At 38.7% G+C, this 16,706-nt stretch carries 18 protein-coding genes; 9 read left to right on the top strand and 9 right to left on the bottom strand.

The features are described from left to right. The first annotated feature begins 52 nt into the window (after nt 1–52). The 3 genes from aceK to ATS72_RS04730 all read left to right on the top strand — a co-directional run bounded on the left by aceK (nt 53) and on the right by ATS72_RS04730 (nt 3,166). Entirely contained in the window at nt 53–1,828 is a 1,776-nt protein-coding gene (gene aceK / locus ATS72_RS04740) for a bifunctional isocitrate dehydrogenase kinase/phosphatase (RefSeq protein ID WP_058429006.1), read from the top strand. Nucleotides 1,829–1,882: 54 nt separating this feature from the next. Further along, nucleotides 1,883–2,845 carry a zinc-binding dehydrogenase gene (locus ATS72_RS04735; protein WP_058429005.1) on the top strand — a complete coding sequence of 321 codons (963 nt, stop codon included), beginning with the start codon at nt 1,883–1,885 and terminating at the stop codon, nt 2,843–2,845. A 69-nt stretch (nt 2,846–2,914) separates the two neighbouring features. Continuing rightward, nucleotides 2,915–3,166: a DUF2999 family protein gene (locus tag ATS72_RS04730; protein ID WP_008131476.1), complete on the top strand. Its 252-nt coding sequence runs from the start codon at nt 2,915–2,917 to the stop codon at nt 3,164–3,166. Between the two features lie 75 nt (nt 3,167–3,241). Here the strand turns inward: ATS72_RS04730 and ATS72_RS04725 are convergent, their stop codons facing one another. Continuing rightward, entirely contained in the window at nt 3,242–3,739 is a 498-nt protein-coding gene (locus tag ATS72_RS04725) for a fasciclin domain-containing protein (RefSeq protein WP_006792193.1), read from the bottom strand. A 167-nt stretch (nt 3,740–3,906) separates the two neighbouring features. On the opposite strand from ATS72_RS04725, the gene lepB reads away from it, so the two are divergent. Further along, nucleotides 3,907–4,557, top strand: coding sequence for a signal peptidase I (lepB, locus tag ATS72_RS04720; protein WP_058429004.1), 651 nt, complete (start codon nt 3,907–3,909; stop codon nt 4,555–4,557). A gap of 90 nt (nt 4,558–4,647) precedes the next feature. On the opposite strand, the gene ATS72_RS04715 is transcribed toward lepB, so the two are convergent. After that, nucleotides 4,648–5,298 (bottom strand): bifunctional 4-hydroxy-2-oxoglutarate aldolase/2-dehydro-3-deoxy-phosphogluconate aldolase, encoded by a 651-nt coding sequence (locus tag ATS72_RS04715; protein ID WP_058429003.1) that lies wholly within the window; start codon nt 5,296–5,298, stop codon nt 4,648–4,650. A 124-nt stretch (nt 5,299–5,422) separates the two neighbouring features. Continuing rightward, nucleotides 5,423–7,444 (bottom strand): methionine--tRNA ligase, encoded by a 2,022-nt coding sequence (metG, locus tag ATS72_RS04710; protein ID WP_058429002.1) that lies wholly within the window; start codon nt 7,442–7,444, stop codon nt 5,423–5,425. A 187-nt stretch (nt 7,445–7,631) separates the two neighbouring features. Here metG and apbC point away from each other — a divergent pair, with 187 nt between their 5' ends. Further along, nucleotides 7,632–8,708, top strand: a complete 1,077-nt coding sequence (gene apbC / locus ATS72_RS04705; protein ID WP_058429001.1) for an iron-sulfur cluster carrier protein ApbC — start codon at nt 7,632–7,634, stop codon at nt 8,706–8,708. 4 nt (nt 8,709–8,712) lie between these two features. Next, the gene (dcd, locus tag ATS72_RS04700; protein WP_006792188.1) at nt 8,713–9,300 is read left to right on the top strand and encodes a dCTP deaminase; all 588 of its coding nucleotides are present in this window, start codon (nt 8,713–8,715) and stop codon (nt 9,298–9,300) included. On the opposite strand, the gene ATS72_RS04695 is transcribed toward dcd, so the two are convergent. Continuing rightward, nucleotides 9,297–10,088 (bottom strand): CLCA_X family protein, encoded by a 792-nt coding sequence (locus ATS72_RS04695; protein WP_058429000.1) that lies wholly within the window; start codon nt 10,086–10,088, stop codon nt 9,297–9,299. The two genes, dcd and ATS72_RS04695, sit on opposite strands and share 4 nt — an antisense overlap. Before the next feature lie 20 nt (nt 10,089–10,108). Next, entirely contained in the window at nt 10,109–10,702 is a 594-nt protein-coding gene (locus ATS72_RS04690; RefSeq protein WP_058429178.1) for a tRNA-uridine aminocarboxypropyltransferase, read from the bottom strand. 135 nt (nt 10,703–10,837) lie between these two features. On the opposite strand from ATS72_RS04690, the gene ATS72_RS04685 reads away from it, so the two are divergent. Further along, nucleotides 10,838–11,182, top strand: coding sequence for an Hpt domain-containing protein (locus ATS72_RS04685; RefSeq protein WP_008131485.1), 345 nt, complete (start codon nt 10,838–10,840; stop codon nt 11,180–11,182). 163 nt (nt 11,183–11,345) lie between these two features. Further along, on the top strand, nt 11,346–12,563 hold the full coding sequence (locus ATS72_RS04680; RefSeq protein ID WP_058428999.1) for a pyridoxal phosphate-dependent aminotransferase: 1,218 nt from the start codon (nt 11,346–11,348) through the stop codon (nt 12,561–12,563). Nucleotides 12,564–12,617: 54 nt separating this feature from the next. Here the strand turns inward: ATS72_RS04680 and ATS72_RS04675 are convergent, their stop codons facing one another. From ATS72_RS04675 to ATS72_RS04660, 4 genes are read right to left on the bottom strand one after another with little or no spacing between them, the layout of a single operon-like run. After that, a complete protein-coding gene (locus ATS72_RS04675; protein ID WP_058428998.1) occupies nt 12,618–13,085 on the bottom strand; it encodes a glycine zipper 2TM domain-containing protein in 468 nt (155 codons plus the stop codon). A gap of 17 nt (nt 13,086–13,102) precedes the next feature. Beyond that, complete coding sequence (lpoB, locus tag ATS72_RS04670; protein ID WP_008131492.1) at nt 13,103–13,717, bottom strand: penicillin-binding protein activator LpoB; 615 nt, start codon at nt 13,715–13,717, stop codon at nt 13,103–13,105. A gap of 11 nt (nt 13,718–13,728) precedes the next feature. Further along, nucleotides 13,729–14,154: a YcfL family protein gene (locus ATS72_RS04665; protein ID WP_008131494.1), complete on the bottom strand. Its 426-nt coding sequence runs from the start codon at nt 14,152–14,154 to the stop codon at nt 13,729–13,731. A gap of 8 nt (nt 14,155–14,162) precedes the next feature. Beyond that, the gene (locus ATS72_RS04660) at nt 14,163–15,527 is read right to left on the bottom strand and encodes a COG3014 family protein (protein WP_058428997.1); all 1,365 of its coding nucleotides are present in this window, start codon (nt 15,525–15,527) and stop codon (nt 14,163–14,165) included. Between the two features lie 309 nt (nt 15,528–15,836). On the opposite strand from ATS72_RS04660, the gene ATS72_RS04655 reads away from it, so the two are divergent. Further along, nucleotides 15,837–16,706, top strand: a complete 870-nt coding sequence (locus ATS72_RS04655; protein WP_058428996.1) for a DMT family transporter — start codon at nt 15,837–15,839, stop codon at nt 16,704–16,706.

Genomic DNA, 16,706 nt, shown 5'->3' with positions numbered 1-16,706 from the left:
CAATTAATAAAAAATAACCGCCATAACGGGTAAAAATATAAGTGTTGTTAACATGCCAAATACGTTAATCGATGATTCAAATAATGCTCTTCAAAAGGTGATTGCGACTAAGCTTGCACGTGCTGTATTTGCAGGGTTTGATGCGATGTTTGCTGAGTTTTTAAATATAACACTTGGTGCACAAAGCCGGTTTGAGCAGCGCCAATATCATGATGTACAACGTGCAATGCGCGATCGGTTACAAGTTTATGAGCGCCAAGTAAAAAATGTGAGTGAAGCGGTTAAAATAATTGCTTATCAAGAACTAGACTGCCCACACACATGGCAACTAGCTAAAAATATTTATGGGGATATGGTTGAGCACCATGAGAATAAACCCATTGCGCATACTTTCTTTAATTCAACATTTGGTGCTATTTGGGACGATAAAAAAATTCGTACAGTGCATTTATTTGTATTAAAAGCCAAATACCGAAGTGAACCACGCTCATTTGAAAGTTTAGTAAGTAGAATATCCCTTCAAAATGGGTTTGAAACCGCAATTTCACAGCTTATTACTACGCAAATGTTTAGAGTTCCGTTCTGCCAATTAAATGCCGATTTAAAGCGTTTACAGCAAACCCTAATGCAAGGTGCTAAACATCAATGTAAGCAGGTCTATGAACTGATAAATTTAAACGACGGGTTTATTGAATACGCAAACTCGTTATTTTTTAGAAATAAAGCCTGTTATTTGATTGGCCGTTGTATCGCTAAAAATGGCGATAATATGCCGTTTGCTATTGCCATTTTAAACACCGAAAAAGGCTTAAAAATAGATGCGGTTATGATGGGCGCCGATCAATTAAGCTTATTATTTGGCTTTGCTCGTACTTATTTTATGGTAGATACAGACCAACCCGCGCGTTATGTTGATTACCTCAGTGTACTTATGCCGCATAAAAAGCGTTTTGAATTATTTAACGCTATTGGCTTTATTAAACACGCTAAAACCGAGTTTTACCGCTACAAGGTTGATACCACTAAAAACAGCCCCGCAAGTTTTAAATATATAAACGCACCAGGTACACCTGGCATGGTTATGCTGGTATTTACTATTGAAGGCTCAGATTACGTATATAAAGTAATAAAAGATAAATTTAGTGCACCAAAAACCGCAACTAAAGCACAAGTAAAAGAAAAATATAACTTTGTAAAGCAAGCCGACCGAGTAGGGCGATTGGTAGATACACACGAGTTTAGGTATTTAGCGTTTGATTTGAGCCGCTTTAGTGAAGAACTATTAACGCAGATGAAAACACACATTGATAGCAGTTTAGTTATATCGGGCAAGGCACTTATTTTAAAACATGTGTATGTTGAACGAAAAATGACACCTCTTAATTTATATATTAACCACTGCGATAAACACGCATTGGACCATGTGATGCTTGATTATGGAAAAGCAATTAAAGATTTAGCTGGGGCGAATATATTTCCAGGTGACATGCTGATGAAAAACTTTGGCGTTACTCGCTGGGGGCGTGTTGTGTTTTACGACTTTGATGAGATTTGCCCACTAACTCAGTGTAATTTTAGAGATGTACCTCAAACACAAAATACATTAGAGGAGTTAAGTAGTCATTCTTATTTTGATATTGATGAAAACGATATATTTCCCAGCCAATTTAAGGTTTTTTTTAGCGCAAATGCTCATGCATTTGAGTGTTTTAACACCCACCACAGTGACTTATTTACAACAACCTATTGGCAACAGTGCCAGCAGCAAATACAAAATGGTTTTTTACCTGATGTTTACCCGTACAAGCAAAGCTGGCGGTTTAAATAGAAATAATTACCCCCATGTCTAAAGTACAACTTTAGTTAAAGCAAAGGAGTGGTAATGAAATATATTTCCCATGAAAGCGGAAACCTTGCCTTTAGTGATACCCGTAAACCGCAGCTAAAAAATCATGAAGTGCTTGTTAAAGTGGCTGCAATTGGCGTGAACCGTGCTGATTGCATGCAACGCCAAGGTAAGTACCCAGCCCCAAAAGGTGACAGCCCAATTTTAGGTTTAGAGTGTGCAGGCACTGTGGTAGAGCTGGGTAACGAAGTTGATAAAAGCTGGCTCGATAAACGTATTTTTACACTGTGTGCAGGTGGCGCTTATAGCGAATATGTTGCGGTAGATGCTAAACAATTAATGGAACTACCTGATGATGTAACTATGGTTGAAGGTGCTGCCATCAGCGAGGTGTATTTAACTGCTTTTGGTGCATTATTTGAGCTTGGCAAGCTACAACATGGGCAAACGGCATTGATACATGCAGGGGCCAGTGGCGTAGGTGGTGCCGCTATTCAAATGGCAAAAAGTGCAGGAGCAACTGTTGTTATAACCGCAGGTTCTGATGAAAAATGCCAACACGCTAAGTCGCTGGGAGCAGATCATACAATTAACTACAAAAACACAGACTTTGTAGATTACATGCAAAGCCATAATTTAACCGCTAATGTAATTGTTGACCCCGTTGCAGGCAGTTATTTAAACAAAAATGCCCAAGTTGCTGCCATGGATTGCCAAATAATTATGCTTGCTTTTTTAGATGGGCGTTTTGCTGAGGTTGATTTTGCAGCCCTGTTACGCCAAAGGATTTCATTTCATGCGTCAACCCTTCGTAACCGCAGTATTGATTTTAAACGCCAACTAAGAGATGACTTAGTAGAACGCTTTTACAACGACATAGCATCTAAAAACTATGACTTTAATGTGTACAAAACGTTGCCATGGACACAGGCTCAAGAGGCGCATGCAATATTAGAGCGCAACGAAAACGCGGGTAAAGTCGTATTGCTTGTAGAATAACGCTTTATTTTACACGTTATGCCCATATAATTTAGTTATACACACGTTATTATAAGACCAAGGTTAAAAATGAATCCAATAATTGCAATTTTAAAAGAACATAATGTAAGTGATGAAAAAGTAAAAGCGTTATTCGAGGCGTTTACACAAAACCCAATGATGGCTATGGCGCTTGTACAGGAGCTTGGCATACCGCCTGAAAAGCTTCAGCAATTAATGGCTGTTGTTATGACACAACCTCACTTAATCAAAGAGGCTACCGATGAGTTAGGTTTAGACTTTGAAAAAGTAAAAGAAGCGAAAGAAAAGCTTAATCAGTAATAAGGTCTAAGTATTCGTTAAAAAGAAGCATAAGCTTACGTTTATGCTTCTTTTTTTGTACATAAATTTTGCTGCTTATTCTTTTGGAAGAAGAACAGTGTCAATTACATGGATTACGCCATTACTTGCTTTAACATCTGGCATCATCACGTTAGCGTCGTTTACCATCACACCCATGTTTGTTTTAATCATTACCGACTGCCCCTGGAGTGTTTTGGCACTATCTAACTTAGCCACCTCTTTTGCCATTATTTTTCCAGCGACAACATGGTAGGTTAGCACTGCCGTTAACTTCTCTTTGTTTTCTGGCTTTAACAGCATCTCAACGGTACCGTCAGGTAACTTTGAGAAAGCGGCATCAGTTGGTGCAAAAATAGTGAATGGCCCTTTGCCTTTTAGAGTATCAACTAAACCGGCTGCTTTTACGGCTGCAACAAGTGTTGTGAACGAGCCATTTTCAACCGCAACATCAACCACATCTTTCTTCATGCCATGATGGTTGGCTTGTGCAGAAAATGAAAACCCTATGCTTGCGGCGGTAATTAAAATTGCGGTGGTTATCTTCTTAAACATGTTAGTTTCCTTTAAGTAATATTTGCTAAATTCCTAAGATGCTACGCTGCTGAAAATTTAATCGATCAAAAACGTTTTTTGGTCAAACATCTTTTGTTACATCCTTTTTTGAACTGCTAAAGCGCTGTTAGGTCATACCATTACTTGATCAATTAAAGGGAGCAGTTATGAAAGTGCTTTATAAATTTTGGAAAAATAATCGTTCACTCATTGTATTCATTGCCTTGATGAGTGTGTTTAGAAGCGCAGTAGCCGACTGGTACGAAGTGCCTACGAGCTCAATGAAACCTACAATTGAGCAAGGAGATAGAATTTTAACAGACAAAATGGCGTACGACTTACGAGTGCCTTTTACGCATATTTCTTTGCTTAAAATTAACGAACCACAAACAGGGGACATTATTGTATTCGACTCACAAGCGGCAGATAACCGATTAATTAAACGTGTTATTGGTGTACCTGGTGATTCCGTTTCTTTGGTAAATAACGAATTAATTATTAATGGCAAAAAGCTTAACTACGAACATATGCAAAATAATATCGATTCGGTTGATAAAGTAGAGATATTAAACGGTAAGAAGCACACTATCAGGGTGGCAAATGTACCATCCCAATTAGCTGGCTTTGAAATGATCACCATTCCAGATGATTACTATTTGGCAATGGGGGATAACCGTGACAATAGCGCAGACTCTCGCGTAATTGGTTTAATCCCTCGTGGTGAACTACTCGGAAAAGCAAATAAGGTCATTGTTTCGCTTGATTACGATAATTACTACATACCAAGGAAAGAGCGTGTTCTGCTCTCTTTAAACTAAGTGCATTTTGATTTGTTTGAACAGAATATTAAGTATTTGATGTAATTTAAGTTTGAACAATACCTAGTGATTACAGCAAATCAAAGACCTTTAATCAGTGGGTATGTCAGTTAAATAGTCATGAACTAACTGGGTAAGAGCTTGCTTGTCAGCGTGACTAGTAATCACTTTTGAAAAATCACTACTAATGGCTACACCGCAAGCCCCTGCGTCAAACCATTGAGTAATGTTATTCAAATTTATACCACCAACAGGCATTAAATTGGCACTATCAAATGGGCCTTTTAATGCCTTAAAATAGTCAACTCCCATGCTACCTGCTGGAAATACCTTAATAATATCCGCATTATACTCAATCGCGTTAGCGATATCTGTTGGCGTTAAAGCCCCCATTAAAACAGGTAAATTATACTGATGGGCAACTGACACAATACGCTTATCAGTATTAGGGGTTACTATAAACTGTGCACCCGCATTAATGGCTCGTTGAGCTAGTTTAGTATTTGTGATGGTGCCTGCACCCACCAAAATATGTTGATGACGAATACGTGCATTTTTAATTTCTTGCTCAAACCCTGGTGTATTAGAGGTGATTTCAAGCACTTTTATACCAGCCTCAACTAAGCAATCGACAAGTGGTGCAACATCTGATTGCTTATTTAATCGAATAATAGCCACTATTTTGTGCTTTAAAATTTTGTTGCGAGTTACAGTCTTTTCTTGAGAAACCGTGCTAGGCATTGTATTACTTTTTTATTATTTATTGGTCGATGGTACAAAAAATCGATAAAAGTCGCAAATAGGATAAAATAACATATAAAAAAACCGCTGAGAGTCAGCGGTTATTTTATTCATATGTGTAAATTTACATTACACGCATTCCTGGCTCTGATCCGTCGTCTGGATTAAGAATATAAATTTCTTTTCCGCCAGGGCCTGCTGCAAGTACCATACCCTCAGACATACCAAAACGCATTTTACGCGGTTTAAGGTTTGCAACCATTACTGTTAGCTTACCTTCAATATCTTCAGGAGCGTAAGCTGATTTAATGCCTGCGAATACTTGACGCGTTTCGCCGCCTAAATCAAGGGTTAGCTTCAGTAGCTTGTCGGCGCCTTTTACATGCTCTGCTTTTGCAATTTTAGCAACACGAAGGTCTACCTTTGCAAAATCGTCAAACTCAATTTCTTCGCTAATAGGTTCTTTTGCAAGAGGGCTATTTGGGTCAATTGTTACTTTCGGCTCTAGGCTTTCTTTAGATTCTTCAACCATTTTGTTTACTTTGTCCATTTCTACGCGTTGCATTAACGGTTTAAATTTATTGATTGAGTGGCTTACTAGTGGCGTCTGTACTGCATCCCAAGCAAGATCATCGTTTAAAAACGCTTCTACGTTTTGGGCCATAGCCGGTAGTACTGGTTTTAAATAGGTAATTAAAACACGGAACAAGTTAAGGCCAAGCGAACACACATCGTGAGCTTCTTGTTGCTTAGTTTCGTCTTTAATTAATACCCATGGTGCTGCGCCATCAATAAATTGGTTTGCTTTGTCGGCAAGGGCCATAATTTCACGAATTGCGCGACTGTATTCACGGTTCTCAAAATGGGTGGTAATACTTGGCGCGGCAGCTTGAAACTCTTCGAGAAGCTCTGGTTGCATAATGGTTGCGCTTAATTTTCCATCAAACTTTTTGGTAATAAAGCCTGCGCAACGGCTCGCTATATTAACGACTTTACCAACCAGATCTGAATTAACACGTTGTGCAAAGTCTTCTAGGTTTAAATCAAGATCGATAATACCGCTGTTTAATTTTGCAGCGTAATAGTAACGTAAGTATTCTGGATTTAGGTTGTCTAGGTAGGTACGCGCTTTAATAAACGTGCCCTTTGACTTAGACATTTTTTCGCCATTTACAGTAACGAACCCGTGTGCAAATACGTTAGTTGGTTTTCTAAATTTAGCGCCTTCTAGCATGGCTGGCCAAAATAAGCTGTGGAAGTAAATAATGTCTTTACCAATAAAGTGGTAAAGTTCTGCTTCTGAGCCTTCAGCCCAAAATGCGTCAAAATCAATCCCTTTTTTATCACACAGGTTTTTAAAGCTGGCCATGTAACCAATTGGCGCATCTAGCCATACGTAAAAGTATTTACCTGGGGCATTTGGAATTTCGAAACCAAAGTAAGGCGCATCACGGCTGATATCCCACTGTTGTAAGCCGTCAGTAAACCATTCGTCTAGCTTGTTAGCCATTTCTTGTTGAATAGTACCTGAGTGTAGCCATTCTTTAAGCATGCCTTCAAATGCTGGTAGGTCAAAAAAGTAATGCTCAGAATCTTTTAGAATAGGCTCGGCACCTGACATAACAGAGCGCGGGTTTATTAATTCGGTTGGGCTGTAAGTTGCACCACACGAATCACAGCTATCGCCATTTTGATCTTCAGACTTACACGTTGGGCAAGTACCGGTTACAAAGCGATCAGGTAAAAATATGCCTTTTTCTGGGTCAAACAATTGCGAAATAGTGTGCTTTTTTATATGGCCCGCGTCGTTTAAGCGGTTGTATATTAATTCACTAAATTCTTTGTTTTCTTGGCTATGCGTGCTGTGGTAATTATCAAACTTAATATTGAAATCAGCAAAGTCGCGTTGGCGTTCAATGCTCACATTTTTTACCATTTCTTCAGGTGTGATCCCTTGCTTCTGTGCATTAAGCATGATTGGTGTGCCGTGGGCATCGTCTGCGCAAACATAATACGTTTCATGGCCTTGAAGTTTTTGAAAACGTGACCAAATATCAGTTTGAATATATTCCAATAAATGACCTAAGTGGGTTGGGCCATTTGCATAAGGTAATGCGCTGGTAATCAGGATCTTTCGCTGTGCCATAATCATTCCGAATTGAGGATAAAATACCGTTTTTACTATTTAAACGGCTGTTATCATTAATTTATCTATAAACAGGTGGCTATGCGCACACACTGCTTATGAATTTTTATTAATTGACTGGTGTTAATGACCTGAATGTTACATAATTCCGAGGCACTTTTCATCAAAGAAACGCTATTTAATTGCTATGTTTGGACTGTCGAAACTTTTCTCTTCTAAATCGGTGCAAAAACAACCGATTATTGCTGCTTTAGCGGCTTATCGTAGTGCGGCCTTTGCCGTAGGAATTGACGAAAGCTTTATTGAGTCAATTTCTGAAAACGACGATAAATCAATACAAATTAGTCTTACTTTACCTTTTGCTGCGCAATCAGAAATCCCCCTTGTAGAGCAGCATGTCCGTGATGTTTTAAATATTGAAATCTCAATAAAGGCTAAGGTTGATATTCAAGAGCCTGCAAAGTTTAAAGGAATTAAACACATTGTACTTATTGCTTCAGGTAAAGGTGGGGTAGGTAAATCGACTACAGCTGTTAATTTAGCGGGTGCATTAAAAGCTGAGGGAGCAAAAGTTGGTATTTTAGACGCTGATATTTATGGTCCTTCAATACCTATGTTGTTGGGCCTTGTTGGTGCTGAGCCAAAAACAAAAGATAACAAACAATTACTACCGTTTGATGCCAATGGCATTAAAGCCCAATCTATCGGCTTTTTAGTACCGAGTGATGACGCAACAGTATGGCGAGGCCCAATGGCATCGGGTGCACTTAGCCAATTACTGAACGAGACTGATTGGGGCGAGCTCGATTATTTAATTGTAGATATGCCCCCAGGTACAGGTGATATACAACTTACCATGAGTCAAAAAGTACCTGCCAGTGGGACTGTTATTGTAACTACGCCTCAAGATTTAGCACTCGCTGATGCCCAAAAAGGCATTGCAATGTTTAATAAAGTAAATGTGCCAGTACTTGGTTTGATAGAAAATATGAGCCATTACGTTTGCAGCCACTGCGGTGAGGCAAACCATGTATTTGGCAAAGAGGGTGCACAAAAACTAGCCTACAAGCATGGCGTTCCGGTACTTAGCCATATTCCCCTTGCCATTGATATTAGAGAGTACTCTGAGCAAGGAAAACTTATTGCTAGCGATAACGATGCGGCAATAAGCAAAACATACAGCGCAGCAGCTAGGCTTATAGCCAGCACGCTATATTATCAACAGCATCACAACAGCATAGAAATTGTGATTACAGAAGATTAAAAGCATGAGACTTTCAGATACACATATTAAAGAACACCTAAAAGATGGCCGAATAGTTATAGAGCCTGCTCCGAGTAGTGAGATGATATCGGGTGTGACAGCAGATTTACGTCTTGGTAATAAATTTAGAACGTTCAATGCTCATAATGCAGCCTACGTTGATTTAAGTGGTCCAAAGGATCAACTCAATAAAGCGATGGAATCAATCATGAGTGAGGAAATTGAGCTTGCAGACGGTGAAGCGTTTTTTTTACATCCAGGTGAACTCGCGCTTGCAATCACTTATGAAAAAGTAACGCTACCTGCCGATATTGTAGGGTGGTTGGATGGGCGTTCATCGCTTGCGCGTTTAGGTTTGATGGTGCATGTAACAGCACACCGAATTGATCCCGGCTGGAGCGGTAATATTGTATTAGAGTTTTACAACTCAGGAAAATTACCCTTAGCGCTGCGCCCAATGATGAAAATTGGCGCTATGAGTTTCGAAATGCTTTCAGGGCCTTGTGAAAACCCGTATAACATTCGCAAAGATGCTAAATACAAAGACCAGAGTAGCGCAGTTGCAAGTCGCATAAGTGATGAAAACAGCTAAACCTTATCGGGTAAATTATGAAGCGCATAACCCAATAGTTGAAAATAGTGGTTAAGCGCTTTATTTGCCTTGGTGGTATGTTGTGCTGGTGGGTATATTAAATTACTGGATTGCAAACCGCCTACCAAAAAACTGTTTTTTATATTTGGGTGTGCATATATACAGGCTTCAAAACAGCGAGCTGCAATTTCTTCAGGCATACTCATATAATTCATATTATGGGCTTGGTCGTGTTTAATACATGCTTGCACAAATTCATTGGCATTTTCGCCACTTGCATCTAAAAATACTTCTTTATAAAAGCTGTTCAGTGCGTCATTGAGTGGGTGCATTAAATTTGGTGTATTTGAAAGCCAAAGCTTTGATGCAAATCCATAGCGTGGTTTTACTTTAAATAAATGTTCACTAATGTGGTGGTCGAATGCATGAAACCACTCATGCGCGAGCGCACCACCGCCCGCATTTTTAGCAAGTGCTAATGTTTGACTGCCGGCATTGTAATGCGCTTGCACACCTTTTTGACCACCGTGGCCAAATGCAAAATTTAACTTTCCGCGCAGACCAATTGCTTTAGGTGGTAAGTGCAGTATTTGCGCCAGGTCGGCCAGCGCATCGTAAATTAAATTAGCGCTAATATAGCGCTCTTCTTTGGTTACCCATTTACCAACGACCATTGATCTGAACCCAAACGTGGTTCTTATATCGCTAAAATCAACTTGGTCATCAAAGCGATAGTCGGGGCCTTGACGAGTAAATCCTCGTTTTAATCTATTTGGGTAATGTCGCATCTGTTTATCAAAAGCTAAATTTAATTTAAGTAACGTGCTTTTACGTGCTCAGGCATATGTTGGGTTTGTTTATTAATTAATTCTTCTAATAAAGTAAACAAAGGCTCTGGGTTTAAATGTTCTATTAAGCTCAAGCTATGAGCAACGGCTTCAAGTGTAGAGAGGCTATCGGCACGGGGGGCTTTACGTATTGTATAACGATTTTTAGGTGGTTTATTAAAACTCACTGTTCTAAATTGATTGAGTGCAGGGGTGAGTTGCAAAATTTTATAGGCTTTTTTCCATGTGCCATCGATCACAATTAAATGAGTGATGTGCTTATGTTTTGTGGAGCTTGGTTCATCTAGGCAGGTGGCGTTTTCGTTTGGGTAAAGCAGTACTGTTGATTCTTTTGGCAAACTATTTAACATACTAAAGTCAGCACTGTTTTCACCTTTGATTATTTCGCAATCAGTTAGACTTAAGTCGAGTAATTTAGCCGTGTTTTTTGCTATTTTTTCTTCGCTGGGGTGTTGTAGAATAATAACTTTAACTTTGTTAGTTATTGTTTCAATAGCGCTGCATACACAGGTATTAAGTGCAAAATTACAATGAGTACAAAGAATGCGTGCCATTTTAAAAACTTTCTCTCTATTATTAACTTGTAAATTATACATTTATGAAAGCAATTAAGTTGGTTTTTTTTCATTTATCAATATACAGTAGTTATATCAAATACAATGAACATGGATAGTTGAAGGAATTAAATAATGACAGACATTACCATAGATACATCAGCGTTAGAGAATATGAAATCCTTATTGGGCGAGCAGTTTGCTGATACGCTTGATTTTTGTTGTGCCGAGTTTGAACGTCTGGGCTCTGAAGTTATGGCAACCATTGGTAAAGATAAAGAGGCAGCGATTCGTCATTCTCATAGTTTAAAATCAAATGCCGCGCAGTTTGGTGCGTCTAGTTTAGCTGATGTTTCGCGCACCATAGAGTTAAGCTTAGTTGATGATGACTTAGCTAAAGCGATGGATGCTTGTGCCAACTTAATGCCACAGGTCGAAGGCTCTCAAACAAAATTTAAACAATGGTTAGATGCACAATAGTTAACGTGAATTAATTTCAGTTTTAAGCTGTTAAATTTACTGGTGTTATATATTTACTCGGTTAGTCTAGTAGGCAACCGGGTTTTTATTGTTGAGATAAAATAGACCTTAATTATAAAACTCAAATTACAAAGGTCATCAGGCGCCAGCTAGTAGAGGTAAAATGTCAGATATAAAAAAGAGTCATAAATTAGAAGGCGTATGTTATGACATTCGTGGACCTGTTTTAGCTCAAGCTAAAAAAATGGAAGACGATGGTCAAAAAGTCTTAAAATTAAACATCGGTAATCCAGCTGCATTTGGTTTTGATATGCCTGAAGATATGCATCGCGATATTATCCGTAACCTGTATTCTGCCCAAGGTTATTGTGACTCTAAAGGACTTTACTCAGCCAGAGTAGCTGTTTACCAGCATTATCAACAACGTGGGTTAAACAACTTAGACGTTGATAACATTTATATTGGTAATGGGGTAAGTGAACTAATCCAAATGATCACTCAAGCTTTGCTTAACAACGACGATGAAGTGCTTATCCCCGCGCCAGATTATCCGTTGTGGACTGCGTCAGTTAAGTTAGCGGGCGGTAATCCCGTTCATTATTTATGTGATGAAGAGCAAGATTGGTTTCCTGATATAGATGACATAAAAAGTAAAATCACCTCTAAAACCAAAGCCTTGGTGTTAATTAATCCGAACAACCCTACTGGTGCGGTATACAGTGATGACCTGCTTAAGCAATTAATAGATATTGCGCGAGACCACAAGTTACTGTTGTTAAGCGACGAAATTTACGAAAAGATTTTATACGATGGAGTTAGCCACACTTCAATTGCTTCATTGTGTGATGATGTGCCAATGATTACTTTTAATGGTTTAGCTAAAACTTACCGTGCTGCTGGGCTAAGAATGGGGTGGATGGTTTTAAGTGGTAAAACATCAGCCATGGACGACTTAAGTAAAGGATTAGATATACTCTCGTCAATGCGTTTATGCGCTAATGTACCTGCCCAATATGCAATTCAGCAGGCATTAGGTGGTGTGCAATCAATTGATAACTTAATTAATCCGGGCGGGCGATTATACGAACAACGAGATATTGCATGGCGCGGTTTAAACGCGATTGAAGGGATTAGCTGTAAAAAGCCAAAAGGCGCTTTATATGCGTTTGCCAAGGTTGATACTGCACACTTTAATGTAAAAAACGATGAGCAAATGATGTTTGATTTGCTCAAGGCCGAAAAAATATTATTAGTGCATGGGCGTGCGTTTAATTGGCCAGAGCCTGATCACTTTAGGTTAGTATTTTTACCTAATAAGGATGACTTAACTGACGCCATGCAAAAAATGCAGCGTTTCTTTAAAGATTATCGCCAGTTATAAAACTTTATAAAAAAACGAGCCTGTTGGCTCGTTTTTGTTTTTAAAGGCGTGTTATTAATATGCTTTATCTACTCTTACGGTGTTATCGCCTAAATAAACTAACCTCACATTATCGCCTTTGTGAAATTGCATACCTTGGTCTAGGTCTTGAACTACCATAAATTGGTCGCCATTTTCTACCTGAATTAGTAATTCAACTAACTGAGTTTGTTTGTAATAGCTACCTTGCTGACTATTGTTGGCAACACTACCACCGATAACTGAGCCTAAAATTGTGGCTATAGCACGACCGCTGCCACCACCAAATTGATTACCAATAACACCACCAACAAGTGCGCCACCAAACGTTTTCCAGCCGTTCTTTTTGTCTTGTATTAGTTCTTGCTCGGTGATGTTTCGTACTGATTTAATGTCACCAAACAACACTTTTTGAACTGCTACGGCTTTATTGCGTTCGTATTTAGCAAAAGTGGGTGCACTTAATGTAAGTAAAGCACACATAATTACAGCAATTGCTTTCATAACTTACTCCTATCGGCTTACCAGCCAAAGGTTGATTTTTCTTTGGTTTTGCGAATTTCAGTTTCGTCCGCCCATTCAATAAGTCCGCTTTTCATATCCATTAAACGCATTGTGAATTTATAATATACGTCTGATTTATCTGCATTTGTTTTAACAATGCTTGATAAGTTGCCATACAACATGTACTGCGCACCAATTTGTTGTCCAAATGCAACCGCTGTTGCTGGGTTCACTAATGCATCTTCGTTTTGAAAGGTAAGCTGTTCACGTACAGCTTCTACACGTGTCATGTCTACAAAGCGAAACTTACCGCTGCGTAGCATTTGCGTAGAGATAGAATCAGTGATTGATTCTGTATCAATATGCTCACTGGTTTTGTTTTTAATACGTTCCACAAACACAACAGGACGGTTATTTTGAGTCATGGTTCCCACCACTGGCGAGCTTAGTAATGAGTCGGTCATTTGGCTCGCAACTTTTTGTAAATCGGTAGAACCAAAATTTATATCAGTTGTTTCAACTGCTTGAGCGTCACCATAGCTAACTACGGCTTTGTTAGCACAGCCGCTTAAGATCAATGCACTGAGCCCGACCAATGCGTAAGTGGATGCTGTTTTAAATGTCGTGTTCATAATAGTTTCCTTTAATCTTTAAATTCTTGAGATTCAGTTGATACTTTTCTAACTGCTAGTGAAAATGTAACAGCATCAGAGCTAGGCGCTAAACCTGGTAATTGTGTATTAGCAAAACCAAATAAAGTTAATGGCTGCCACGGTGAATGATTTCCTTTAATCAAAAATCCATCTTTATCAAACCATTTAAATTGATACTGTAAATATTGTGACTTTTTATATTGGCTAGATAGGGTAACCACCACATCCGTTAACTGATTTGTTTGACGCGTTTTAACGTCGGTAATGGCGAGTTTTTCACCTAAATCAGGGTTGTCCACTCTAAGTTGATCATTAAAATTTCCTTTATTTTGTTCAACCGCTATACCTGATGTGTCAGGCTGTGTTGCACAAGCACTTAGCAGTAAAACGGCACACATTGGCACTATGTATTTCATGGTGTCTCCTAGAGTTGAACTACATGGTAGTTAAAATAGTTATTAATAGAGGTTAGGTAAATTAAAGTTAACCCTTGCTTACTAACGGTAAAACTAATAGGCGGTTGATTGCCTATATTTAATATATGTTCACCTGCCGGCAGACTTTGACGCGCTACAGCAATTTGATTTGGCAATGTAAGCCAGCTTCGGGTGTCGGCTTGCTCTGACGCTAAATTATATATATTGGCTAAAATGTTGCCTACATCTCCTGCGCTGCGCGCAAGCTCAGCGCGAACTTTTTCTTTAGTTATGAGCCGTAATACTTGGCGTGTAATTTTGCCTGGTATTTCTTGTTCAAGAGTTTTAGCGGCTAGGGCTTCTAAATAAACTAATGGCGCTAATGCTACTTTTTGTCCAGCAATATTCACATTTTGTATAGGGCTAATGTAAGCACTGTCTTTATATACGGGCATAGCAAGGCTATAAAAACGAACATCACCTCTACTTGTATCAATCGGTAGTCTTAATTTAAATTCAGTTTGTTTGGGCACGAAACCTTGCTCAAGTAATACGATTACCTCACCATGGTTAGGCTTTAAAGTGCTAAGTTCGCCAAAACGTTGTGTGTATTCGTCAAATTCTTGCTGAAACCCTTGTTTTTTAGCTAGGCGAATTACATCTTGCTGTAAATATTTATTATTTGGTTGAATAGCTAACGCTTTTTTGTAGTCTATGTAGGCGTCGTCAAACTGTTTTGCACTTTGGTAAAGCAAAGCCGATAAGTAAAAAGTGTATGCGTTTTGAAAGCCGTTTTTAACATCTCTTGTCACATTATTCATACTTGGATAATGCTGCTGCGCTTCATTTTTTTCTGAATTTATTTCTGCTTCATTCTCGCTAAGCGCATCGGCTTGTACTTTATTAGCTCGGCGAATTTCGACCAGTGCGCCTTCAATATCATTTTTATAAACATAGTTAAGTGCTTTATAACTATGAAGCATGCTCATCTCGTAAGCAGGCGGTACATAGGTAATTGCCGAGTCATTCGTAAATAATGCATTACTTTGTTCAAGCCCGGCACTTAGTTGAATCTTTGCTGCTTGGCGTTTCGTTTGCATTTGAGCATATACGTTTTCGAATTTGCTTTGAGCGTTATCAGCTGAATTAGTAAGGTCGTTGATACGCGCTTGCTCAAGTTGGTTAAGCAAGTAACTACTGTGTATAGTGCTATTGTCAGCAATTAACGATTTAGCTTGTTGTGGGTTATTATTTTCAATAGCATTTCGCACTGGCGTCATTTGTGTGGCGTAATCGTTAAATAGGTCGTTAAACCCTATAGAGCTACAACCACTTAAAATAAAACAAACGCTTAAAATTATACTTCTGCGCACACAGCACTCCTTTTAATCTACTTAAGCAGGTTAACACACTCAATTTAAACAAGAGTGTGAAACATTGTAAAAAAACGTAGAGCCATATCATCGTTAAGGTAAATATGCATGTTCTATGTGAATAAGGCGTGAATTTAGTAATGTGTGAAATAGACAGCGAAAAGTTAAGGTCTTATTAAGTTGAAAGTTTTTGCACACTTTGCCTTATGCTGTATAAATAACTTACTTTTATAGCAGTTTAAGTTATTTAACTACTCACCCATAAAAAAAGATTATTTAACAACCAGATTTAGGTTAAAAAGGATTATTTTGAAAGCAGCTATATATACATTTATTGCTTTAATAGCATTTGCCGCCAATTCTTTATTTTGCCGAATGGCATTAGCTGAGGGGTATATAGATCCCTATAACTTTACCATCATTCGTTTATTAAGCGGTGCTGCATGTTTAGGTATTATCATGAGCTTTTATACTTATAATCTAAAACGTAATGGGTCATTTAATGATGCTATTTTAAGTGATACAGGGAGTTGGCGAAGTAGCATTAGTTTACTTGTTTATGCACTTAGTTTTTCGGTGGCCTATGTTGAGTTAGATACCGGAACAGGCGCTCTGATTTTATTTTCAGCCGTGCAACTTACGATGATTGGTTGGGGTATATATAAAAAAGAACAATTAAGCGCCGTGCAGTGGGCTGCTTTTTTGATTGCTGTTACGGGGTTTGCTTATTTGATGCTGCCCTCAGCGGCGGTGCCCTCGCTAATAGGAGCGGGATTGATGGCCATAAGCGGTGTTGCTTGGGGTATTTACAGTATACGTGGCAAAGTATGTGTATCGCCTTTACGAACGACAGGGTTTAATTTTATTAGAAGTTTAGTAGCGCTCCCCATCTTATTACTTGTTAGTATGAGCTACTTTAACGCACTTACCATAGAAGGCATTTTACTCGCGAGCGCTTCTGGCGCTTTAGCCTCTGGCATTGGTTATAGTATTTGGTACGTTGCAATGCCATTACTTAAAAGCACGCAAGCTGCGGTTGTGCAATTGTGTGTGCCGGTAGTTGCAGCGTTTGCAGGCGTTATTTTTTTACAAGAACAATTAACGTTTGAATTTGTTATCGCCAGCTTAGTTATATTAACAGCGGTACTCATATTTATTTTAAATAAAAAGAAGGAGTAG

The organism is Pseudoalteromonas sp. 13-15, from assembly GCF_001468205.2.
GTDB classification, from domain to species: domain Bacteria; phylum Pseudomonadota; class Gammaproteobacteria; order Enterobacterales; family Alteromonadaceae; genus Pseudoalteromonas; species Pseudoalteromonas marina.
This window is presented reverse-complemented; position numbering and strand designations above follow the sequence as displayed.